Source organism: Vulcanisaeta sp. (assembly GCF_049966235.1).
Classification (GTDB): domain Archaea; phylum Thermoproteota; class Thermoprotei; order Thermoproteales; family Thermocladiaceae; genus Vulcanisaeta; species Vulcanisaeta moutnovskia.
The window spans coordinates 38083-58004 of record NZ_JBMFVA010000010.1 but is presented as its reverse complement, the minus strand read 5'-3'; the positions used below and the strand labels follow the sequence as shown (position 1 = coordinate 58004).

The following is a 19922-nucleotide window of genomic DNA, read 5'->3' as shown; positions in this document are numbered from 1 at the left end:
CCCAGCTTCCCACGCCACTTAAGTTTCCCCTTGAACTTCAAGGCTAGTTTGAAGTCCTTTAGGTAGATAACTCTCTCGTTCTCGTCTACCTCGTAACGGTCGTTCCTAATGATGACGATTAGCTTATAATTCCCATTTTGTCCTTCCAATACCCTGGAGGTCTAGGCTTAAACCACCTTGGTAATTTCCCCTCCTTCTTCTCCTTAATCAAGGTGAAGAAGCTCCTCCAAGCCTCAGCATTCTTCCTAGCAACCTGCTGTGCATTAACCTTCAAAACCTCCTTATACTTAGCATAAACAACCTTTTCAGTCCCATTAAAGTCTATCCTCCTCCCCTCCTTGAACTGCTGCATCCTCAACCAATTCACCTCATTCCAACACCTCGCAGTCACCACAGCCAGCCCCCTAAGCTTCCCATGAGCATTCCTATCCACAACGAGCTTAACCACATTAGTCCTCCTCATCCTCTTTCCCCCACTGCTCCTCAATATATTTCCTTATGGTTTCACTTGATACGTTACCAGCTGTTGATACGAAGTAGCTTCTAGTCCAGAGTTTTCCGTTGGTGTACTTTCTCAACTCTGGGAATTTCTTCAAAACCAGTCTAGCCGATTTTCCTTTGAAGTAGTTAGCTAAATATGATGGTGAGTATCTCGGCGGGCAGTTAACGAAGAGGTGTATGTGGTCTGGCATCACCTCTAGGGCTATTATTTCACAACCCAACTCTTCTGCAATTGATTTCAAGACCTCCTTAGTGTATTCAGCAATCTCCCCGACTAATACATCTCTACGATACTTAGGAATCCATACGAAATGGTAGTTACACAAATATTTTACATGCCTCGTCGACTTATATTCCACAATACTTTAAAGTATTCAGATTTTAAAAACCTAACCCCACCCCTGGAAGGGGCGAAGCTTGACGCTCATTTGGTCAGGGTTATTCCACTAATCTCTCCATTTAATCCTCGGCTTAAACAATGCCTCAATCCTCTTAATCCTATCAGTGTATGGCTTAAGGTCCTTAAGCATTGTAACAACCTCATCCTCCATTACCCTAGTAAGCCTATAAATACCGAGTTTGGGCAACACCCTTTTCTCTGGCTCGTAGAGCAAGTCCTCCTCAGGCTCAACCCTTGGATTAGGTAGATGCGTTATCTCCGGTTCATAACCAAGCACTTGCTTAGCGGCTCTCCTAACTAATTCGGCCATTCCATTCAGCGTCTTTATCTCCCTATAATGATGCACAGTCCTAAACTCACCAGGCTCCGGCGGATTCTCTATTAATGCAGCTAATGCAGTTATCGTATCCTCAAGAGACGTGAAACCCTTCTTCTGTAAACCACTACCGTATATAGTCAATGGATGATTAACAACAGCCTCAGCACAGAACCTATTTATTACCGTACCCCACACATCATCAACATCAAACCTAGTGAATAACTCCTCCGAAATAATGTCAGTAGTCCTAGTCCCGTACACAGGGCCCTGATGAAAATCAGTTATTGTTAAGCCCCACAATTTATTCGCGTAGAGGAGCATGTATGAATCAAACACCTTACTCCAGTGGTACCAAGAGCCGGCCCACCTGGGCACGGTAATCCTATCCCTAACCCCCTGAATAATGGCATCAATAAAGGCATCCTCCGGTATCCTAAATGCTGGGTAGCCATACTCACCCAGGGTACCCATCTTCAATATGTGGATATCCCTCCTAACCTCCTTGACGGCGTATATCACATTTAGCGTTGACGTTAGGTTATTAATGATTGTGTACTTGGCATGATTAACATCAATCATTGAGTATGGCGCTGACCTCTGCTCAGCAAAGTGAACAATGGTATCGGGTCTATACCTCTCAACGACCTTCCTTACCAAGTCATAATTAGCGACATCACCCTCAATAAACTCTAAACTGGCGCCAAAGATCTCCTCAATAGCCCTAATCCTATCCTGCATTGAGAGTATGGGTAATGCCGAGTCAGAACCAACCTCATTCACGGCCCTTCTTGTATAGAAATTATCAACGCCAACAATCTCGTGTCCTTTCCTAATTAGCCTTAATGCCAATGCCCAGCCCAAATACCCATCAATACCAAGTATTAATACTCTCATTGTATTTCCTAGCATCGAAATTATGCAAAAATAAATTTATTACCCAAGCGATTAATGAACCATAAATTAGGTGGCATAACTTTAAAAGGGGCAGACAATCTTCAAGAATCCAAATAGAATGCCAGGTGCAGTACCAGTACATGTTGGTGTTATACCAGATGGGAATAGGAGGTGGGCTAGGAAGGTTGGATTACCAATAACAGAGGCCTATAGAATTGGCTCAGATAAGGTTGAGGAGTTTCTAGATTGGTCTTTGGATTTTGGTATAAAGGTTGTTACAGTGTACGTATTATCCACCGAAAACTTCCTTAGAAGATCCAAGCTGGAACTTGATCTACTGTATAGTTTGTTAAAGGAGAAACTGATCAAGATTAGAAGAGATGTGAGGATTCATAGGAATAGGGTTAGGGTTAGGGTCATTGGTAGGACTTGGCTCTTACCTGAGGATGTACGTAGAGAAATAGAACTTACTGAGGAGACTACGGCAGATTACTCAGATCATTATTTAAACCTGGCGGTGGTTTATGGTGGTAGGCAGGAAATAATTGATGCAATGAAGAAATTGCTTATTGATTATAATAGTGGTAAAGTAAACATTAGTGACCTTGATGAAAATGCGTTATTTAAGTACCTATACGTGAGTGATGAGCCCTACCCTGAACCAGACCTAGTAATTAGGACTGGAGGAGAACATAGGATAAGTAATTTCCTGCTATATGAAACTGCATACTCCGAACTCTACATCCTGAATAAATATTGGCCAGAAATAACCAGAGAGGATCTTAAGCAGGCAATTGACGAGTATGAAAGGAGAGAAAGGAGGTTTGGCAGGTAATTCTTACTTTAGTAATGATAGCACATTAACTACTGGTATCGCACCATCCCTGGTTATTATAAATGTATCCTCAACCTGAGCCACTAAGCCTTTACCATGCTCTATCAACACGGGGTAACCATAAATATGACCCTTTACGTATAACCCGTTTATTAAATCACCAACTTTATCGCCAAACCTAGGAACAAGCCACCTTGGGGTGAATGGCAACGGTCCAATCTCACTACTTATGTATGAGAGCACGTCATAGTGAGGATCTGTAGGGCTTGGGTTCTTAAGTAGGTGGTAAATCGTGACTTGCGGCCCATCATCTACATAACCAGCTCCATTCGTTGAGAAAGGCTCGACAGCATACACCTCACCCTCAACTATCTTCTGCTTATCACCATTATCATAATTGGGAATTGACTTACCAGCGTGAAGTACATATTTTCTTATTAAATGCCCACTTAGGTTCTTAATGGGCTTAAACCCGAAGGACCTTATAGCCCTCTCTATTTGCGCACCCACTGACGTTAATGTAACGCCAGGTTTCATGATTAATTGAGCAGCCTCTAGCGCTTTCATAGAGGACTTAACTAATTGATTATACATTGGATTAAATGTAACCGTAACCGCGGTGTCCACTATGTAGCCGTCGATATGCGCACCAAGGTCTATCTTAACAATGGCGCCCTTAGGTATTACTGATTTATCGCCTATAGTCGCTGTGTAGTGAGCAGCAACTTCATTAACACTTACATTAACAGGGAATGCTGGCTTTGCACCACTTTGCCTAATCCTATTCTCAACCCTCTCACATAGCTCAAGTATCGGCATTCCAGGTTCTACCATTGACATCGCATAATTAAGCGCATCCCTTGCAATAACACCAAGTCTCTCATAAATCCTCACTAGGTCCGAAGACACGTAAGCTGATCGCATAGACTCCTTTAAATAGCCTTGTCCTATTAGTAATTGTATTGAGTAGGATTAGTAATGTGTGAGATAGTGAGAGAAAATAATGATACTCAATCAAGGTAGTCTAACTATCCACAAAGGGAATCAGGTGAGAAGAGGAGTAAGGCCTGTACTTTGCTAGGAATAACCATAGGCGAAATCATTTTAACCTAGTTTAGTCATGAAGTACTTGGTGTCGTAATGGGAGCCTTAACAATTGTGGCTAAGTACCTAATAGTCGCTAATGTGGAGGTTCAGGGAACTGTGGAGAAGTACGACATAATAGGCGCATTATTCAGCCAAACAGAGGGACTTTTAGGCAATGAACTTGATTTGAGGGAACTTCAAATGAATGGCAGGATTGGCAGGATAGAGGTTGAGACCGAGTATAAGGGTGATAAGACCGTTGGTAAGGTCTACATACCATCGAACCTGGATAGGTATGAAACTGCCCTTGTGGCTGCAATGATAGAGACTGTGGATAAGGTAGGGCCTTACAACGCTAAGGTTCAGGTGGTTGAGATTAAGGATCTCAGGGAGGAGAAGAGGAAGAGGATCTTTGATAGGGCTAGGGAGTTGCTTAAGCTTGTTGAGCATGAGGCATTACCCGATACTAAGGAGTTGATTACGAAGTTTATGGAGAACATTAGGGAAACCGAGGTTATTGAGTATGGACCAGAAAAATTACCTGCAGGGTCTGAAGTGGATAAGGCTGATACAGTAATAATTGTTGAAGGTAGAGCAGACGTACTTAATCTAGTTAAGCATGGGTTTAAGAACGTAATAGGCCTTGGAGGATCAAGCGGTGGTGTTCCGAAAACCGTGATTGAATTAAGTAAGAAAAAGACCACAATCGCCTTTGTTGATGGAGATAGAGGTGGTGAAATGCTACTTAAGGAGTTGCTTAAGTATGCTGATATTGATTACATAGCTAAGGCGCCGCCTGGTAAGGAGGTTGAACAATTAACGGCTAAGGAAATAACAAAGGCGCTTAGAAATAAGGTACCTGCTGAGGAGTACCTAGCGAGCCTTGAGAAGAAAGAAAGGAAGATGATTGAGGAAGCAAGACAAGCACAGACACAACAGGAAATACCACAGGCACAGGCAATAGAAGTTCCAATTCAGGAACAACCGCAACAAACCGAGAAGGTTCAAATAACACCACAGCCACAGCAAGCGCAAGCAGTAACTCCGGTACAAGCTACCACTCCACAACCAGCACCTCAGCCTCAGCAGGCAAGCCTTGAATTACCTCAATTGCCTCAGAATATTATTGATGAGATGAAGAAATTAAGCGGAACCCTAGAGGCAATAATATATGATGACCACTGGACTGAGGTAAAGAGGATACCCGTGAGAGACCTTGTTGATACACTGCAGCAATTACCCAATGCATATGCCGTTGTGTTTGATGGCGTCTGCACACAACGCCTAGTGGATGTTGCATCAAGCAAAGGCGTCAAGTTACTAATTATGTCGAGAGTGGGCAACATAACGAAGGTACCCACTGACATGCTAATACTAACCATAGATGAGTACCTAAGTAAGGTAAATACTGAAACCAAGTAATAAGAACCTTAAGTAAAATAATCCTAGGTTAAATATTTTCATAAGTTATGAGAAGTAGTCAAGTATTGATTTACCTGCCTTACCCTCCATAAGCTGTGACTCCTTAATCCCCAAAACCTCGAGTATCCTCATAGCGGCAGGAACTATCTGCTTCTCAACATAGTAATCAACATCAATCTCCCTAATATCCTTAACAAGTATGTATGGCTTAACCTTATAAGCCAACTTGGCGCCTCCACCCTTAACAACTACGTAACCAATCATGTCACCCTTACCAACCTTATAACCAGCCTCCACCAACTGCTTAGCCGCAGCAACATGCGGCGTCAAAACCTTATACTCATTCAACGACTTATCCAGGGTCTTCCATATTATGATATCATCAATATCGAATTGATACGCCTTAACCTTATCAATTATGGACTTAACATAAGAAACCGCCTTACTAACATCACCCGTTGTTAGCACTATCTCGGCGACGTTTTCCTGAACATCCTTAGCAATCTCAGCCCAGTCGCCTCTAGCGGCCTCAAAACCAACAATGTCTATCTCACCATCGATTGTTAAACCAACATACCTCTTCTTAGCCTCCGTGAACAAAACCCTCCTATACACCTTATCAACCTTTACATCAAATCCAAGCTCATTATTTACGTAGTTAATTAATGCATCAACCTTATCACTGATATTCCTAACAAATAGGCTGTCAGTATCACCATAAATAATTGGAAGGCTCAGGGATTTAGCCTTCTCAATAACAGTCTTGAGCAAGTTTCTGCCCCATGCCGTGACAGCTTCGGCGACCTCACGCCTATACCACCTAGCCCCCAACCAACCACAGTATCCGTACATGGCATTAGCCATAACCTTAAGCGCCCTCTGTCTCTCGTTCAAAAGGATCCACTCAGGACTATTCTCTGGATATTTCTTCATTAACTCCCTTACTTTACGTCTACTTTCAACTAACATCCTAAGTAAACCTGGATATAATCCCTCGGGTGACTTTCTAAACTTGTAATTAACCTCAGGCGCTACGTGGCAATCATCACAATCCCCAAGTACTAGCGTATCTGGTGAAACATTATACTTCATCATGATGCTCGGGTACATACTTGAGAAGTCTATCACGGCAATGTCCTCATGAAGACCAGGCCTTGGCTCAAGCACGACAGCGCCCTTATAGGTCTCGTAGGGTCTCTCCTCACGATTAGGCGCTAACTCGCCTCTCTTAACAGCCTCATAAAATATCATCCACTCAACCCTAGCACCCACACTAGCCGCACCTACTTGATCCAGTGGAAGCCCTGATATTGAGGATAATTGAATAGCAAATGGAAGAAGTTTCTCAGCTAAGCCGTAAGTACTGACCACATCATCCCTGGCATACTTAAGTAGTTGATCGCGTTTAGACTTATCATCCCAGTACTCATGTATTCTGTGGCCAGGTATTAAAACACGTTCATCCCTCTTCATTATTCCAAAAAACTCCGCAGCTCTATCGAGACTTTTCACCTTTATCTCACCAACCTCCTCAATGAAGTTATATAGGTCGACATTTGCTCTGCCAATTATTGACCAGTGGCCATAAACGCTGGGTTCAGGTGGATTACTCATCCTGGATAGGGCCAGCCTAACGCCGATCCTCGAGGATCTATTAACTAGGTAAGGCCAATCAAAACCATTATTATTATAACCAACCACAACATCAGGGTCGTACCTCTTAAAGTAATCTAGGAATTCCCTAATTATTTTAGCATCGTTCTTATCATCATTCACCACAAACATTTTAACACCATCCTCTTTGGTCATCGTTGATATTATTATCACGGGGTCCCTGTCAGGATTTGGCATACCCCTTGGGTTGTAAACCTCAATATCAAATGCAAGGATCTTGAAACTAGGTAATTTATGTTCTTCAATCATCCTAGGCCTTGTTTTAGCAAGACAAACCAGGTCAACCTGGTAATTACCCTTAGTTTCCTCACACTGATCAACAACAACCCAATTGCTCGGCTTAACACCCATATCCAGTAAGTACCTCTGTGAGAACCTAATGTCGGCCTCAAGTACATCCTCGACACCTGGAACCTCAGCAGCGAGTTCCCTAAGTTCCCTAACCTTCTCAGGAATTGTCGCAATTACCTTAATAGCATCAACCTCATTACTAAATAACCTACGCTTAACAATCTCCACATTCAATACCTTACCCTCCAACTTACGCTTAACGTTAGTGAATACATTATTGACATCGCCTGACGGTAATACATAGAAGTAAGGTCGAAAGGATCTATCAAGAACAAGAACCCTTTTATCATCGTTAGTAATACCAAATAATCTAAGCTCTGGTGCGTTACCGACAACACCGTATGTTACGTCCAATAACCAGAATGTTAATTCCATTATTAAGTTAGTAAAGAACAAATATCTTAAACTTACTCTTCATGAATTAATTTAAAGCAACTACGGTAGTTAATCCTTTCCTTTTAGATGGGTAATCTTGGATCCTCCTTAATGACCTTAGCCACTATCAATGTTGATGTTCTCTCAACCTCCTCCATATTCATTATCTGCTCAAGTATCCTAAGAATCTCATCCTTACCACTAGCCCTAACCTGCAATACAAAGTCCCACTCACCAAATATGTAATAAACAATAGTCACGCCACCAATACTCGCCAACTTTTGGCCAACCTTCTCGTGGTAACCAGGACCGTACCTAGCCTTAACTAATACCACAGCCACATAATCCTTACCCATTTTCTCAGGGCTTAACTTGGCGTGACAGCCAAGTATTATGCCAAGTCTCTCAAGCTTCTTAATCCTATAGTAAACCGTTGATTTTGAAATCTTCAGCTTATTAGCCATTTCATCGAGGGTTATCCTGCAATCATCCTGCAACATCTTTAAAATTTCAATATCGGTCTGGTCTATCTCCTCGGTTATTGACATCAATGAAGTACCCAGTGAACTCATTTAAAAAACATTCGCTTGTTATAAAAATATTCATAACGCACATAACCACTTTACATAATTATCTTTTCCACATACCTATTTAGAGATCAATTAACCATGATGATGATCATAAAAGCGTAAATAATTCATGCATACTTAAACCCTGAAAAAACATGAATGCTATAGAGTAATTAATGAATTAATCAAAGAAAATGTTTTTATATTAGTTATCAACGATTGTTCAGCACAAAAGACCTTCTTTGGTGATGACCATGTCAAGTAGACAAACACCTGGATTGAGTAAGGATGAAACGGACGAGAGAATAAAGCAGGCCCTATATTACCTAACTAGGGTTGTTCAGGACATGGGTATACCTAGAAATATTAGAAGGGCCGCCAGTGAGGCTGTTAGGATATTAATGGACCCAAACATGAGCCCAGGCCTAAAGGCTTCAACGGTTATTAGTATACTCGATGATGCATTGGCGGACCCAAACATGCCACTTTTTAGTAGGGTTATTTTCTGGCAGGTAATTTCATTACTTGAACAGATTAAGGACTCAGTATAATTTAAGCCATGTCACTCAGTAAGTCCTTTATTAATCCCTTACCAAATAAGGTCTCAATCATTAACCTAGCACTAGCAATAACTTCCTTAGCTTTCTCATACTCCTCCTTCCAGGTTAAGGACCTCCTAGCAACACCCAGTTCAGCAGCCTTAACAGCAACAGCAGCAGCAACTCTTGGGTAGAAGTCCCACTCCTCCATCGTCGGTAGTATCTTGTCCTCACTCAATTTATCACCAACGAAATTCGCTATTTCCTGAGCAGCGGCTATTATCATTTCATCAGTTATCGTCTTAACCCTAGCATCCAGCGAACCTCTGAAAACGCCTGGAAACACCAGGGAATTATTCACTTGATTAGGGAAGTCGCTCCTACCTGTAGCCACAACCTTAGCACCAGCCTCCTTAGCCTCCCAAGGCCAGATCTCCGGTATTGGGTTTGCTAGGGCAAAGACTATTGGATCCTTATTCATTGACCTAACCCACTCCTTCTTAATCACGCCGGGTCCCTGAACAGATGCGGCAACCACGGCATCTATCCCTACAAGAGCCTCCTTAATACCGCCCTTCCTCCTCTCAGCATTAGTCTTTATTGCTAAGTCATACTTCCAGGGATTAGTAAGCATTAGTTTATCCATGTCCTCTCTCTCAGGGTGTAGTATTCCCTTACTATCAACGAGTATTATATTACCTGGCTTAACACCGTACTTAATCAATACCCTGGCAGCGGCTATGTTCGATGCACCAGCGCCTATGAATGCTATTGTTGAATCCTCGATCTTCTTACCAACGACCTTAAAGGCATTTATTAGACCGGCCAATATTGCACCGGCTGTTCCCTGTTGATCATCATGCCAAACAGCAATCTTCAGCTCCTCCCTTAATTTCTCGAGTATGTAGAAACACTTTGGTGACTCAATATCCTCTAGGTTAATACCACCGAAGGCAGGTTCTATTGTCTTACCAATATTAACAATATCGTCCTGCGTCTTAACCCTTACAGGTAATGGTACTGCATCAACACCGCCAAGGTACTTAAAGAGGAGCGATTTGCCCTCCATGACTGGCATCGCCGCCTCTGGACCAACATTGCCAAGCCCAAGTACCCTACTACCATCAGTTAAAATCGCAATTGCGTTCCACCTCCATGTGTACTCAAAGGATTTATCAACATCCACGTTTATCTCCTTTGAAACCGCGGCAACACCTGGTGTGTACCATATTGAGAAATCCTGTAAACTCCTAACAGGTACCTTTGGTAATATCATTATCTTCCCCCCATACCTTTTTGATGCTTCAATGGCCATCTTAAACCATTTGCTTGACTCCTCACTCATCGCAAGATTCACAACTTAAGGATTTATATTGATTTCTGAATATGAATTCGACAATTGATCAATATAGAAATTATATGAAAAATATTCAACTGAATACAGATTCATTAATTCAATCCTTAATTACATGAACACTTTCCCTAGGTATTAAAAGTAAAACCTTATCGCCAGGCTTGAAGGCACTACTCGATATTGCCGTTAAAGATAGGTTATTACCTATCGAAACCAATAATTGATACCCAAATCTACTCCTAATTACCTCATTAACAACACCCCTAAGCACATTATGACCATCAATATTAACACCTTCATCCCTAGCGACCCTAATCCATTCCGGCCGTACACAAACATAAACCTCACCATCAACGTACTCATCAATACGTAACTCAATCTCATTACTAAGCCTAACGATACTGCCCTCCGCAATACCTCTGATTATGTTTTGAAAACCGAGGAATTTAGCTGTGAAAACCCTGCTTGGTTTATTAAATACTTGCTCAGGATTTCCCTCCTCTATTATCCTGCCCTCCCTCATAATAAATACCTTATCAGCCAGTGAGTATGCCTCATCCCAATCATGAGTCACGTGAATTACCGTAATACCATACCTCCCAGGCAATTCCCTCAGCATAATCATTATCCTATCCCTAGTCTCCCTATCAAGCATTGAGAGGGGCTCATCCAATAGCAGGACCTTAGGTCTAATAACGAGCGCCCTAGCCAACGCAACCCTCTGCTGCTCACCACCACTTAAATTAACTGCCCTCCTATTGAGCAAATAATCAATACCTAAGTCCTTAGCAATCTCCTGAATAAGCCTACGCCTATCCTGCCTTGGCACACCTCTAAATCTAAGCCCATACTCAATATTCTCATAAACAGTCATATGGTCAAAGACCGCGTATCCCTGTGGCACATACGACACATTACGGGACTCTGGCGGCTCCCTAGTCACATCAACACTATCAATCAATATATTACCCATACTAGCCCTATAAATACCTGCAATTACCTTAAGCAATGTGCTCTTACCTGATCCTGTTGGCCCAAGAACCACATTATACGTCTCACGCCCAAATACAGTACTTATGGGGCCTAGGGTAAAGTATCTAAGCCTTGTGACAACCCCTCTCAACTCAACCATGTTAGGCATGACCACCACCTATACTAATTAAGACCCTGTAGATTACGAAAATTACGAGAATAACCGCGACAAGAGCCGCTGAAAACTCCACGGCATTTACTAAACCAATACCTACGTAACTCTCATAGATATAGACAGAGGCTGGGTAAACAAGATTCTTACCAAGTAGTACATAGTATGCAACAATAAACAGGGCACCAGCCTCAGAGACCGATCTTGCCCATGACAAAATGGCACCGGTCGCCATCGACCTCCAGATCCTCGGGAGTATTACTGAAGTGAAGACTCTTAGTGGACTTGCACCTAGTGTTCTTGCGACAGCCTCCATCTCAGGATTTATCATTACAATTGATGACTCAACAACTCTTATGTAGTATGTCGATGAGAGGAAAGCCACGGCAGTTGTGGCCCCCCAAAGCGTATTTATGAAGTTAATACCGTGCGCCTTCAGGATAGGGCCAAGTCCGTAGTATGATGCGAAGGCCAATACAACCATTATTCCAACTATTATATGCGGTATCATTATTGGTATGTCAATCACAGCATCAACAATACTCTTTAGGTGGAAGTTGTATCGAGCCATTACGTAGGCTATTGGTGTCCCCATGATTATGGCTATTAAGGCTGATAGTGTTGACATGGTCACAGTAACCTCAATGGCCTGTATGAAACTCATCACGGATAAAGCCTTAGGTATCAATGGGAAACCAAGCACTATAAGTAGGGCTAGTGGGTATATTATGAGAATTGAGAAAATAAATACGGAGATTAGTAGGATTAGGATTATGGGTATGTTTGATTTTAATGAATGCATACCTTTAATTCCCTTAGCCTTGGCTTGGGAATATGGATGCATACTGTGGGTACTGGCTTAGGGGCGCAACAAAGGGTTTAATTGCATTAGGCACAGCGCTGTAATTACCATATACAATACCGGGTATTATGGGTACAATACCATTCTCCTCAAGTATCTTCTGACCAATTGGACTATAGAGCAGTAATAGGAAGTACTCACCAGCCTCCTTATTCGGTGCCTGGAATGGTATCGTTATTGTGTAAACCACTGGATTGCATGCAAAGGTCTTTGTGACACCATTCTCGGTCCAGGTAACACTAACCTGGTGGTAATAATTAACATAGCTCAAATTGCCGAGGTTTATGAAAGGCGGTAATGTTATGAATACGGTATTGTGATAAGTCTGCGTTTGTGGTATTGCATTGCTCTCGTAGGCTGATAATATGAAGTCCACCTGCCCAGAGGTCATTAGTGTTAGTAGGTCTATCTCTGTATTCCTCATCATGTACTTACTTGGGTTTCCATAAATGGCGTTGTAGAGGTACGATGCATTATTAAAGAAAGCAAGTCCTGCGAGCTTAACGACACACTGTGCTTGGTAACCAGATGGATCCGTGAATGGGTTTGAAACACCAACTACAGTGCTTGAGTTAAGGGCTATTATCTGCCATATTTTCTGCCAGGTCTCGTTATACTGTGCAGATAATGGTGGATACGACTGAGCCTGTTGCCATAGTTGATAAACCTCCTGACCAGCAGTGGTGTTTAGGTCAACTATTATTACCATTTGTGTGATTCCAAAGGCTATCTCATAATTAGTGTAGTTGGGGAATAGTACAGAAGGTATTGTCGTAGTGTCCGCAGAAGCCACAACACTGAATTGCTGAGTAGTTGCCTCAGTATGAGCAACCTCACCACTGCCCTTAAACATGGCAGGGGCTATCGTTATGCTTGGGTACATGCTCTGCATAACATTAAGTATATCACCAAAGGCAAACTTTAGTGTACCAGCAGCACCAACTGCAAATGGTGCCGTTGATACCGTAGTCGTAGTAGTGACGGGGGTAGTTACATTAGTTGTGGTGGTTACATTAACGTATTTAGTAACAGTAACTGTCTTAGGCGGCATTACTGCATAACCAATCGCTATACCAACCACAAGACCCACTATTAATCCAACGACTAACCAAACGGTTGTGCTTGCCATACGCTTGAACCAATTTTTGCCCGTATTAAAGTTTTATTTTTTATCTGATAATTGATAATAACTTTCATTTTTAAATAAACTATAATCACTCTGGCGGTATCTCGGTATATGCCACAGATATGTCAATGCCGTATTTCCTAAGATTAACATAGCGTGACAATAGGTACACCACTATACCGAGTATTACTGCGCCGAGTTCTACGCCGTAGGCCAGCCAATTACCACCCCAAATCTGCGGATAGGCTAGGAATTCATATGTTATGTATGCCATTACACCCACCATCAATACACCAAATATTGTTAAGATTGCCCTGGACCTACTACCCATATTGAATGATGAGTATCTAAGTGTTGCTATTATGATGGCGGCGATGCCAACTACCATATAGTATATTATTGCCTCAACAACGGCACCGTACAATGCCGTAAATGTATTATAGAGGAAACCAGCTGCGGCTATTAACACCGCCGTTACCACCAGGTCAAATGTATGTGCATATATTGGTGTTCCAAACCTAGGGCTTACGTAGGCAAAGAAGCTAGGCCAAACCCTATCAAAGGCAAGGGCAAACCAATACCTAACAACAACAATAGCACCATAAGCTAAAACCGCCAAGTACCAAACAACAGATGCAATGCCTATAAACCAACTTAGCGCTGCATTGTGTGAGGCAACCATTGCCACAGTCCAGAAATTAATAATGCCATTGAGGTTGGGGTTAGACAATGCAGCAGTCACGAAATTGAAGCCCAGTGAGTAGTACATTGCCTCAAACCCGAGGGTTAGGAACACTAATGAGAATAGGAATGCCATAGGCACGTTCCAGTGAAGTGCGTTTTTACCCTTTATCTCGGAGGCGATTGCCGGACCTGCTTGTAACCAGGGGTAGACGTATATTGCGAAGAATGGTAGTAGCATTAGTATTGTATTCATGGAGAAGAAAGGCCCAGAATAACTATGGGTTACACCCATGTATGTATAACCAGTTGGTAGTAATGAGGATATCGCATTAATAACCTGCGTCTTGGGCATAATGAAGAGTATTGCCATGGCGATTATCAACCCAAGTAGTGATACTGTGGTTAGCGCGGTCATTAACTTAATACCATACTTGGTTCCTAGGATGTTTGCAAGCACGATCACCGCAAAGAAGGCTATGCCTATGCTAACCTCCTGAATTGGCGTTAATGAAACATTAACACCAAGTATTGGTAATACAGATTCCAGCTGAAAAACTGCTGCAAATGCTATTAATGCATAGTACGTTAAGCTCTCTATTATGAAGCCAAAAACAAGACCGTTTGTTAACCATGCTAGTTTTGATCCTAGGGCTCTACCTAGCCATACATAGTCCCCACCTACCCTTGGTATGTGTCTAATTAGCGTTGAGTATACGATGACTTGGGGTATCGCGAATAATGCGGCTATTAATGAGGCATAAACAAGATTCGCGCCAGCTACAGTTGGTAAGGCAGCCAAAGTAAAACCGATAGTAGCTAAGGCGGCACCAATGGACATGTTGGCAATATTTATTGAAACAGCATCCCAAAAACCAGCCGACTTAACCAAGCCCGTGGACTCCCTAACAAAGACTTGGTATTCCTTACCCATCATTATAATAGTTATTTTAAATAATTTATAAATCCTCTGTTCACTATTATCGTTTATTGTTTAATAATTTGATTAAACAATAGATTTAACGCATACTTTAAAAATAGTATGTATTATAGACATGCCGTGTTTGAAGTCGAGGTTAAGTATAGGGTTCCTGGTCACGATGCAATTAAGGAGAAATTGAAGGCATTAAACGCTAAATTTCTCGAACATACTGAGGAAACTGATATCTATTTCAACAGTCCAATAAGGGATTTTGCGAAGACCGATGAGGCGCTTAGGGTTAGGATTTATGGTGATGGTACTGTAGTACTAACGTATAAAGGGCCTCGTATTGGTGGTATTGGGAAGACACGTGAGGAGCTGAGTGTAACCGTTAATGACCTCGAAAGCCTTTTAGAAATCCTTAGGAGACTTGATTTTAAGGAGGTTGCTAGGGTTATTAAGAGGAGGGATATTTATAATTATGAGAATTTTACGATATACATAGACATTGTTGAGGGTTTGGGGAATTTCGTTGAGGTTGAGACTATGGTAAATGATAGGGAATTAATAAATAAGGCTACGGAGGAAGTTCTTCAGCTTGGTGATAAGCTAGGACTTAGGAGGGATTGGATTGAGAGAAAGACGTACCTTGAATTAGTACTTGAGAAGAATAGTATGAATAAACCTTAATAATCATGGCTATAGCATTAATTGTGCAATTTGATAATGTCATAATCATTGAGGATAGGTACAGGAATTATTATCCCATATCAATTAGTACACCGCTGAGTGACATAGTAATAGGTGGTCTTCGTTACTATGAACATATAGTACTGTGGCTCATGAGTCTAGGGTATGATGCTAATATCTACGTAATAACCCGCAATTACTTAGCAAAGTATTGGCGAGGAATTGCCGAGTCATTACTGACAAGGCTCAACATGAAGTACTCAATAAGGTACTTAGATAGTATTGAGGATATTAATGGCCCATCCCTCATAATTCACACCTCATTAGTTCCACAAATAGACACATTAAATAAAATATTAAGAAATGTTAGTGCAGGGATTGAGGTTAGGTGTGACGATAGGGTATTAATTAATGTCGTGAATGATAGAGGTAATGAGACGGATAGGGACGTAATTAATAATTGTGATTTGCTAATGAATAATGGTATTTGGTCAGTAATTAAGTGGAACACGGAGTTACTCCGCAGTAATTCCAAGTATTTAATAAAGTTGCTTGGTAGTAAGAACCTGGATTCCGATATTTCAAGTAATGCAATTATTGATGAAAGGGCTGGTGATGTAATAACAATAAACTCCACAGTAGAACCCCTGTCCTATGTTAAGGGTCCTTCATTACTAGGACCTGATTCTAGGGTATTGCCCCATGCATACATTAGGGAAGGCACTGTTCTATACATGAATAATGCCGTTGGTGGTGAGATTAAGAATTCAATAATGGACGTGAACAGCCTTAAGGAACACTTTAGTTACTTAGGTGATTCTTACGTGAGTAGGTGGGTGAATATCGGAGCTGGTTCTGTAACGTCTAATTTGAAAAACACTATTGGTGATATTAGGTATATGGGTATTGATACGGGCATGATTAAGCTTGGCTCAATAATTGGTGATTGGGTTAAGGTTGGGATTAATACATCAATAATGAGCGGCAAGTACATTGGGCAGGGAAGTAGTGTTATTGGTTTTGTCCGGAATAATATACCACCATTTAATATGTGCATAAATAATGACTGTGAGAGGTTTAGGATTGATAAGGTTATTGAGGTTTACAGAAGATTTGTGGAATTAAGGAGGTCTAGCGTTAATGAAATGGAAATTTCATTGATTAAGGCTGTTTATGACGCATCACTCCATGAACCTCCTCCTTAACTCTCTCTTTTCCAACTCATGAATTACGAGCACCAACTTATCAACGTCATTTATCTTTGGCAGGAACTCCTCAATATCATCAATCCTAACCCTACTTGACAATGCCAATACTGCTAATTTACCATGCTTACTAACTAGCTCTGCCGTCTTACCTATGTACTGAATTAACTCATTGTCATCAGACTTAGCCCTACCTTCTCTCCACCTCTCCACAATCTGCCTAATCTTCTCTTCATCAATCTTTAACGCGCCAAGTCTTTCCGAACCACACCTGGGGCACTTGGGTTTTTCTGGCAGGTCTTTGTTCCTAACTGAACCAACCCAACCACAGTTAAGGCATACTAAGGTCATTGATTCATTTAGTAGCCTAGCCTTAACACTCTCCCTAACCAACTTGTCGAGTCTTTCCGGCGCCATTACCTCTAGTCTATGGCTTATCTTATCCACGATCTCCCTACTCATTGGACTAAACTCACTCCTTTCCATCGTTATTAACTTCCTCTCACCATTAGCTAATGACTTTAGGAATAAGTACGTATTATCCAGGTCGAAGTCCCTCGTTAATACCTCCTTAAGGGTTTCCGTAAATACCGGCGACCCTCTATAAAGCTCTACGAGGTTCGTTATCGCTAAGTCACTTAATTCCCTGTCTTTCCTAATAACATTGAATCTCCGGGCAACATGAACAAACTTTCTCTTGAAAATACCAGTCCTTGTTATCGCCCTCATTGCATAGTCAATGAAAACCTTATCATCCATGTTAGCCACATCCATTATTGTGTGTACAATTAGTGTTGTGTCAATACCAGGCCTTGGCAATTGTAGGATAACGGCATAGGCATCCTGCTGAACACCAACTGGATAACCAAGTCTCTCAGTAAGTACCTCACCAAGTATTCTGGCTATTGTCCTGTTAACTAACGTACCACCATGCGTATACAATATTATTAAATCACCAACACGCTCAAGAAGAATGAGCCTATGCGATGGCATTGGAACACCGCTTTCAAGATGCTCCATGACCCTATCAATAACATACTTAATAGTATCCCTAGAAATGCCTAGCTTCGTTGCGAAGACCTCACTGGTCGCTTCAGGACCAACCTTAGTAATGTAATTACTTATCTCCTCCTTAATACTACCAACATCCTGCGCGACCTCAAAGGGTACTGGGATCTCCTCACCAACCCACGATGGTATCGCACCAACAGTATCCTTAGCAGGGGCTACATAGATAGTTTCACCAACAATTTTCTGCAAAACCCAAACACCACCTCTAAACACGAATTTTACGCCGGGCTCCCCATACTCAGCCACAAAAGCCTCATCAAGTACTCCAATGGGTTCCTCATTGGCCTGGTTAATCACCAGGTAATGCTTCTCGTCAGGTATCATGGACATTTGGCTAAAGAAATATCTATACATTTCCCTCCTAGCCCTGAAACCACTTGGCTTAAGTACGACTCCCTCATCCTCAATGAAGTATGCAAGCCTTGGGTTGAGGACCTCACTCATGAACCTCAATACACCCTTAAGCTCCTCAACTGATAACTTCCTGTATGGGTAAGCCCTACTTATTAAATCATAGAGTTCATCAATGGACCACCTATTCTTAATCATTAATAGGCTAACTATTTGATGAACAAGCACGTCATAGGGCTTATCAGGTATTTGCGTAGCCTCAAGAAGCCCAGACTTAGCCCTATTAATTATTGCCACAGCCTCAAGCGTATCATTTAGATCCTCAGTTATTACAACACCCCTTGGTACCTTATCAAGCCTATGACCACTCCTACCAATCCTCTGAACAAGCCTAACCACTTGGTGAGGCGATAAGTATTGGATTACGAAATCCACACGACCAATATCAATACCAAGCTCAAGACTCGATGTGGCTATTACGGCCTTCAACTTACCGTCCTTAAAGGCCCTCTCCGTGGTTATTCTCGAAACCTTAGACAAGGAACTATGGTGTATACCTACGGAATCATAACCAAGCATGGCAAATCTATACATTAATAGCTCGGCCATTGATCGTGTATTCACAAAAACTATTGTAGCGCCATTCTTACTCACTAAGTCCCTAATGAGCCTAAGTCTTGCGATTGCATCTGGGTATAAATAAACGTTCTTAGCTACCTCCTCATCCTCACTCGTAGTTTCTGGACGAACCACATCCAGCTGCATCTCCCTAACAATACTTGACTGTATTATGTCGCACTCATCGTCATTACCGACGAGGAATTTTGCAACCTCCTCAGGACTGCCAACTGTTGCTGATAAACCAATTATCTGTGGCTTTCTACCAATCAACCACTTAATCCTCTCAAGGGTTAAGGCCAGTTGTGTGCCTCTCTTATCCTCGGCAAACTCATGAATTTCATCCACTATTATCCACTTAAGCTTTGTTAAATGCTCTCTCAACCTCTTACCAGCTAGAATTGCTTGGAGTGTTTCGGGAGTTGTTATGAGCATCTGCGGCGGATCCCTACTTTGCTTAACCCTATCACTCTGATCAGTATCCCCATGCCTAACACCAACCTTAACACCGATTTTCTCACCCCACCAAACAAGCCTATCAAGCAGGTCCCTATTTAACGCCCTAAGTGGCGTAACGTAGAGTATGTATATACCCTTATCAATAAATTCGCCCTTATCCATACCCCACCTAAACATTGAGAGCACGGGCAGTACCGCGGCCTCCGTCTTACCACTACCTGTTGGTGCTATTATTAGTACATTACGACCATTAAGTATCCTTGGAATAGCCGATTTCTGGGGCTCCGTAGCCCTTAGGAAACCCCTCTCAACAAGTGCCGATTGAATTATAGGATGAAGTAACTTATAAACATCATCTAACTCCTTGACAGATGCAGAAACTTCAGCACTATGGCTATTCATTGTACCAACACTATACAATTAACACCATGGACCCTACCCATTTTAAACCATTTGCTTCAGTTAAAGTGAAAG

Annotated in this window: 16 protein-coding genes and 1 pseudogene; 5 read left to right on the top strand and 12 right to left on the bottom strand. The window is 41.9% G+C overall.

Annotated features, from left to right (window positions below; all coding sequences use genetic code 11):
• From ACP5L5_RS07330 to agl3, 3 genes and pseudogenes are all read right to left on the bottom strand, one after another.
• Positions 1-463: pseudogene (locus ACP5L5_RS07330) on the bottom strand (RNA-guided endonuclease TnpB family protein); the annotation flags it as partial.
• Entirely contained in the window at positions 450-860 is a 411-nt protein-coding gene (gene tnpA / locus ACP5L5_RS07325) for an IS200/IS605 family transposase (protein WP_428762704.1), read from the bottom strand. The gene tnpA and the pseudogene ACP5L5_RS07330, both read right to left, overlap by 14 nt.
• 87 nt (positions 861-947) lie before the next feature.
• Positions 948-2114 (bottom strand): UDP-sulfoquinovose synthase, encoded by a 1167-nt coding sequence (gene agl3, locus ACP5L5_RS07320; RefSeq protein WP_428762702.1) that lies wholly within the window; start codon positions 2112-2114, stop codon positions 948-950.
• Positions 2115-2232: 118 nt separating this feature from the next.
• Here agl3 and uppS point away from each other — a divergent pair, with 118 nt between their 5' ends.
• Positions 2233-2949, top strand: a complete 717-nt coding sequence (uppS, locus tag ACP5L5_RS07315; protein WP_428762700.1) for a polyprenyl diphosphate synthase — start codon at positions 2233-2235, stop codon at positions 2947-2949.
• Positions 2950-2952: 3 nt separating this feature from the next.
• Here uppS and map read toward each other — a convergent pair whose 3' ends face one another.
• On the bottom strand, positions 2953-3858 hold the full coding sequence (map, locus tag ACP5L5_RS07310; protein WP_428762698.1) for a type II methionyl aminopeptidase: 906 nt from the start codon (positions 3856-3858) through the stop codon (positions 2953-2955).
• 231 nt (positions 3859-4089) lie between these two features.
• Between map and dnaG the strand changes: the two genes are divergently transcribed.
• Positions 4090-5457 (top strand): DNA primase DnaG, encoded by a 1368-nt coding sequence (gene dnaG, locus ACP5L5_RS07305; protein WP_428762697.1) that lies wholly within the window; start codon positions 4090-4092, stop codon positions 5455-5457.
• Between the two features lie 45 nt (positions 5458-5502).
• Here dnaG and ACP5L5_RS07300 read toward each other — a convergent pair whose 3' ends face one another.
• Both ACP5L5_RS07300 and ACP5L5_RS07295 read right to left on the bottom strand, forming a co-directional pair.
• A complete protein-coding gene (locus tag ACP5L5_RS07300) occupies positions 5503-7857 on the bottom strand; it encodes a DNA-directed DNA polymerase (RefSeq protein ID WP_428762695.1) in 2355 nt (784 codons plus the stop codon).
• A gap of 83 nt (positions 7858-7940) precedes the next feature.
• Positions 7941-8405, bottom strand: a complete 465-nt coding sequence (locus tag ACP5L5_RS07295; protein WP_273304687.1) for an Lrp/AsnC family transcriptional regulator — start codon at positions 8403-8405, stop codon at positions 7941-7943.
• Positions 8406-8680: 275 nt separating this feature from the next.
• On the opposite strand from ACP5L5_RS07295, the gene ACP5L5_RS07290 reads away from it, so the two are divergent.
• Positions 8681-8977 (top strand): UPF0147 family protein, encoded by a 297-nt coding sequence (locus ACP5L5_RS07290; RefSeq protein ID WP_048057271.1) that lies wholly within the window; start codon positions 8681-8683, stop codon positions 8975-8977.
• A gap of 1 nt (position 8978) precedes the next feature.
• On the opposite strand, the gene ACP5L5_RS07285 is transcribed toward ACP5L5_RS07290, so the two are convergent.
• The 5 genes from ACP5L5_RS07285 to ACP5L5_RS07265 form a co-directional block, all read right to left on the bottom strand.
• Entirely contained in the window at positions 8979-10310 is a 1332-nt protein-coding gene (locus tag ACP5L5_RS07285) for an NAD(P)-dependent malic enzyme (RefSeq protein ID WP_428762693.1), read from the bottom strand.
• A 109-nt stretch (positions 10311-10419) separates the two neighbouring features.
• Complete coding sequence (locus ACP5L5_RS07280; protein ID WP_428762692.1) at positions 10420-11460, bottom strand: ABC transporter ATP-binding protein; 1041 nt, start codon at positions 11458-11460, stop codon at positions 10420-10422.
• Complete coding sequence (locus ACP5L5_RS07275) at positions 11453-12265, bottom strand: ABC transporter permease (RefSeq protein WP_428762691.1); 813 nt, start codon at positions 12263-12265, stop codon at positions 11453-11455. Before ACP5L5_RS07275 ends, ACP5L5_RS07280 begins: the two co-directional genes overlap by 8 nt.
• A gap of 13 nt (positions 12266-12278) precedes the next feature.
• A complete protein-coding gene (locus ACP5L5_RS07270) occupies positions 12279-13454 on the bottom strand; it encodes a substrate-binding domain-containing protein (protein ID WP_428762689.1) in 1176 nt (391 codons plus the stop codon).
• Between the two features lie 85 nt (positions 13455-13539).
• Positions 13540-15066 (bottom strand): APC family permease, encoded by a 1527-nt coding sequence (locus tag ACP5L5_RS07265; RefSeq protein ID WP_428762687.1) that lies wholly within the window; start codon positions 15064-15066, stop codon positions 13540-13542.
• Positions 15067-15192: 126 nt separating this feature from the next.
• Between ACP5L5_RS07265 and cyaB the strand changes: the two genes are divergently transcribed.
• On the top strand, positions 15193-15744 hold the full coding sequence (gene cyaB, locus ACP5L5_RS07260; RefSeq protein ID WP_273304700.1) for a class IV adenylate cyclase: 552 nt from the start codon (positions 15193-15195) through the stop codon (positions 15742-15744).
• A 23-nt stretch (positions 15745-15767) separates the two neighbouring features.
• Entirely contained in the window at positions 15768-16949 is a 1182-nt protein-coding gene (locus ACP5L5_RS07255; RefSeq protein WP_428762685.1) for a hypothetical protein, read from the top strand.
• Here ACP5L5_RS07255 and ACP5L5_RS07250 read toward each other — a convergent pair.
• Complete coding sequence (locus ACP5L5_RS07250) at positions 16926-19850, bottom strand: DEAD/DEAH box helicase (RefSeq protein WP_428762705.1); 2925 nt, start codon at positions 19848-19850, stop codon at positions 16926-16928. The two genes, ACP5L5_RS07255 and ACP5L5_RS07250, sit on opposite strands and share 24 nt — an antisense overlap.
• Positions 19851-19922 lie beyond the last annotated feature (72 nt).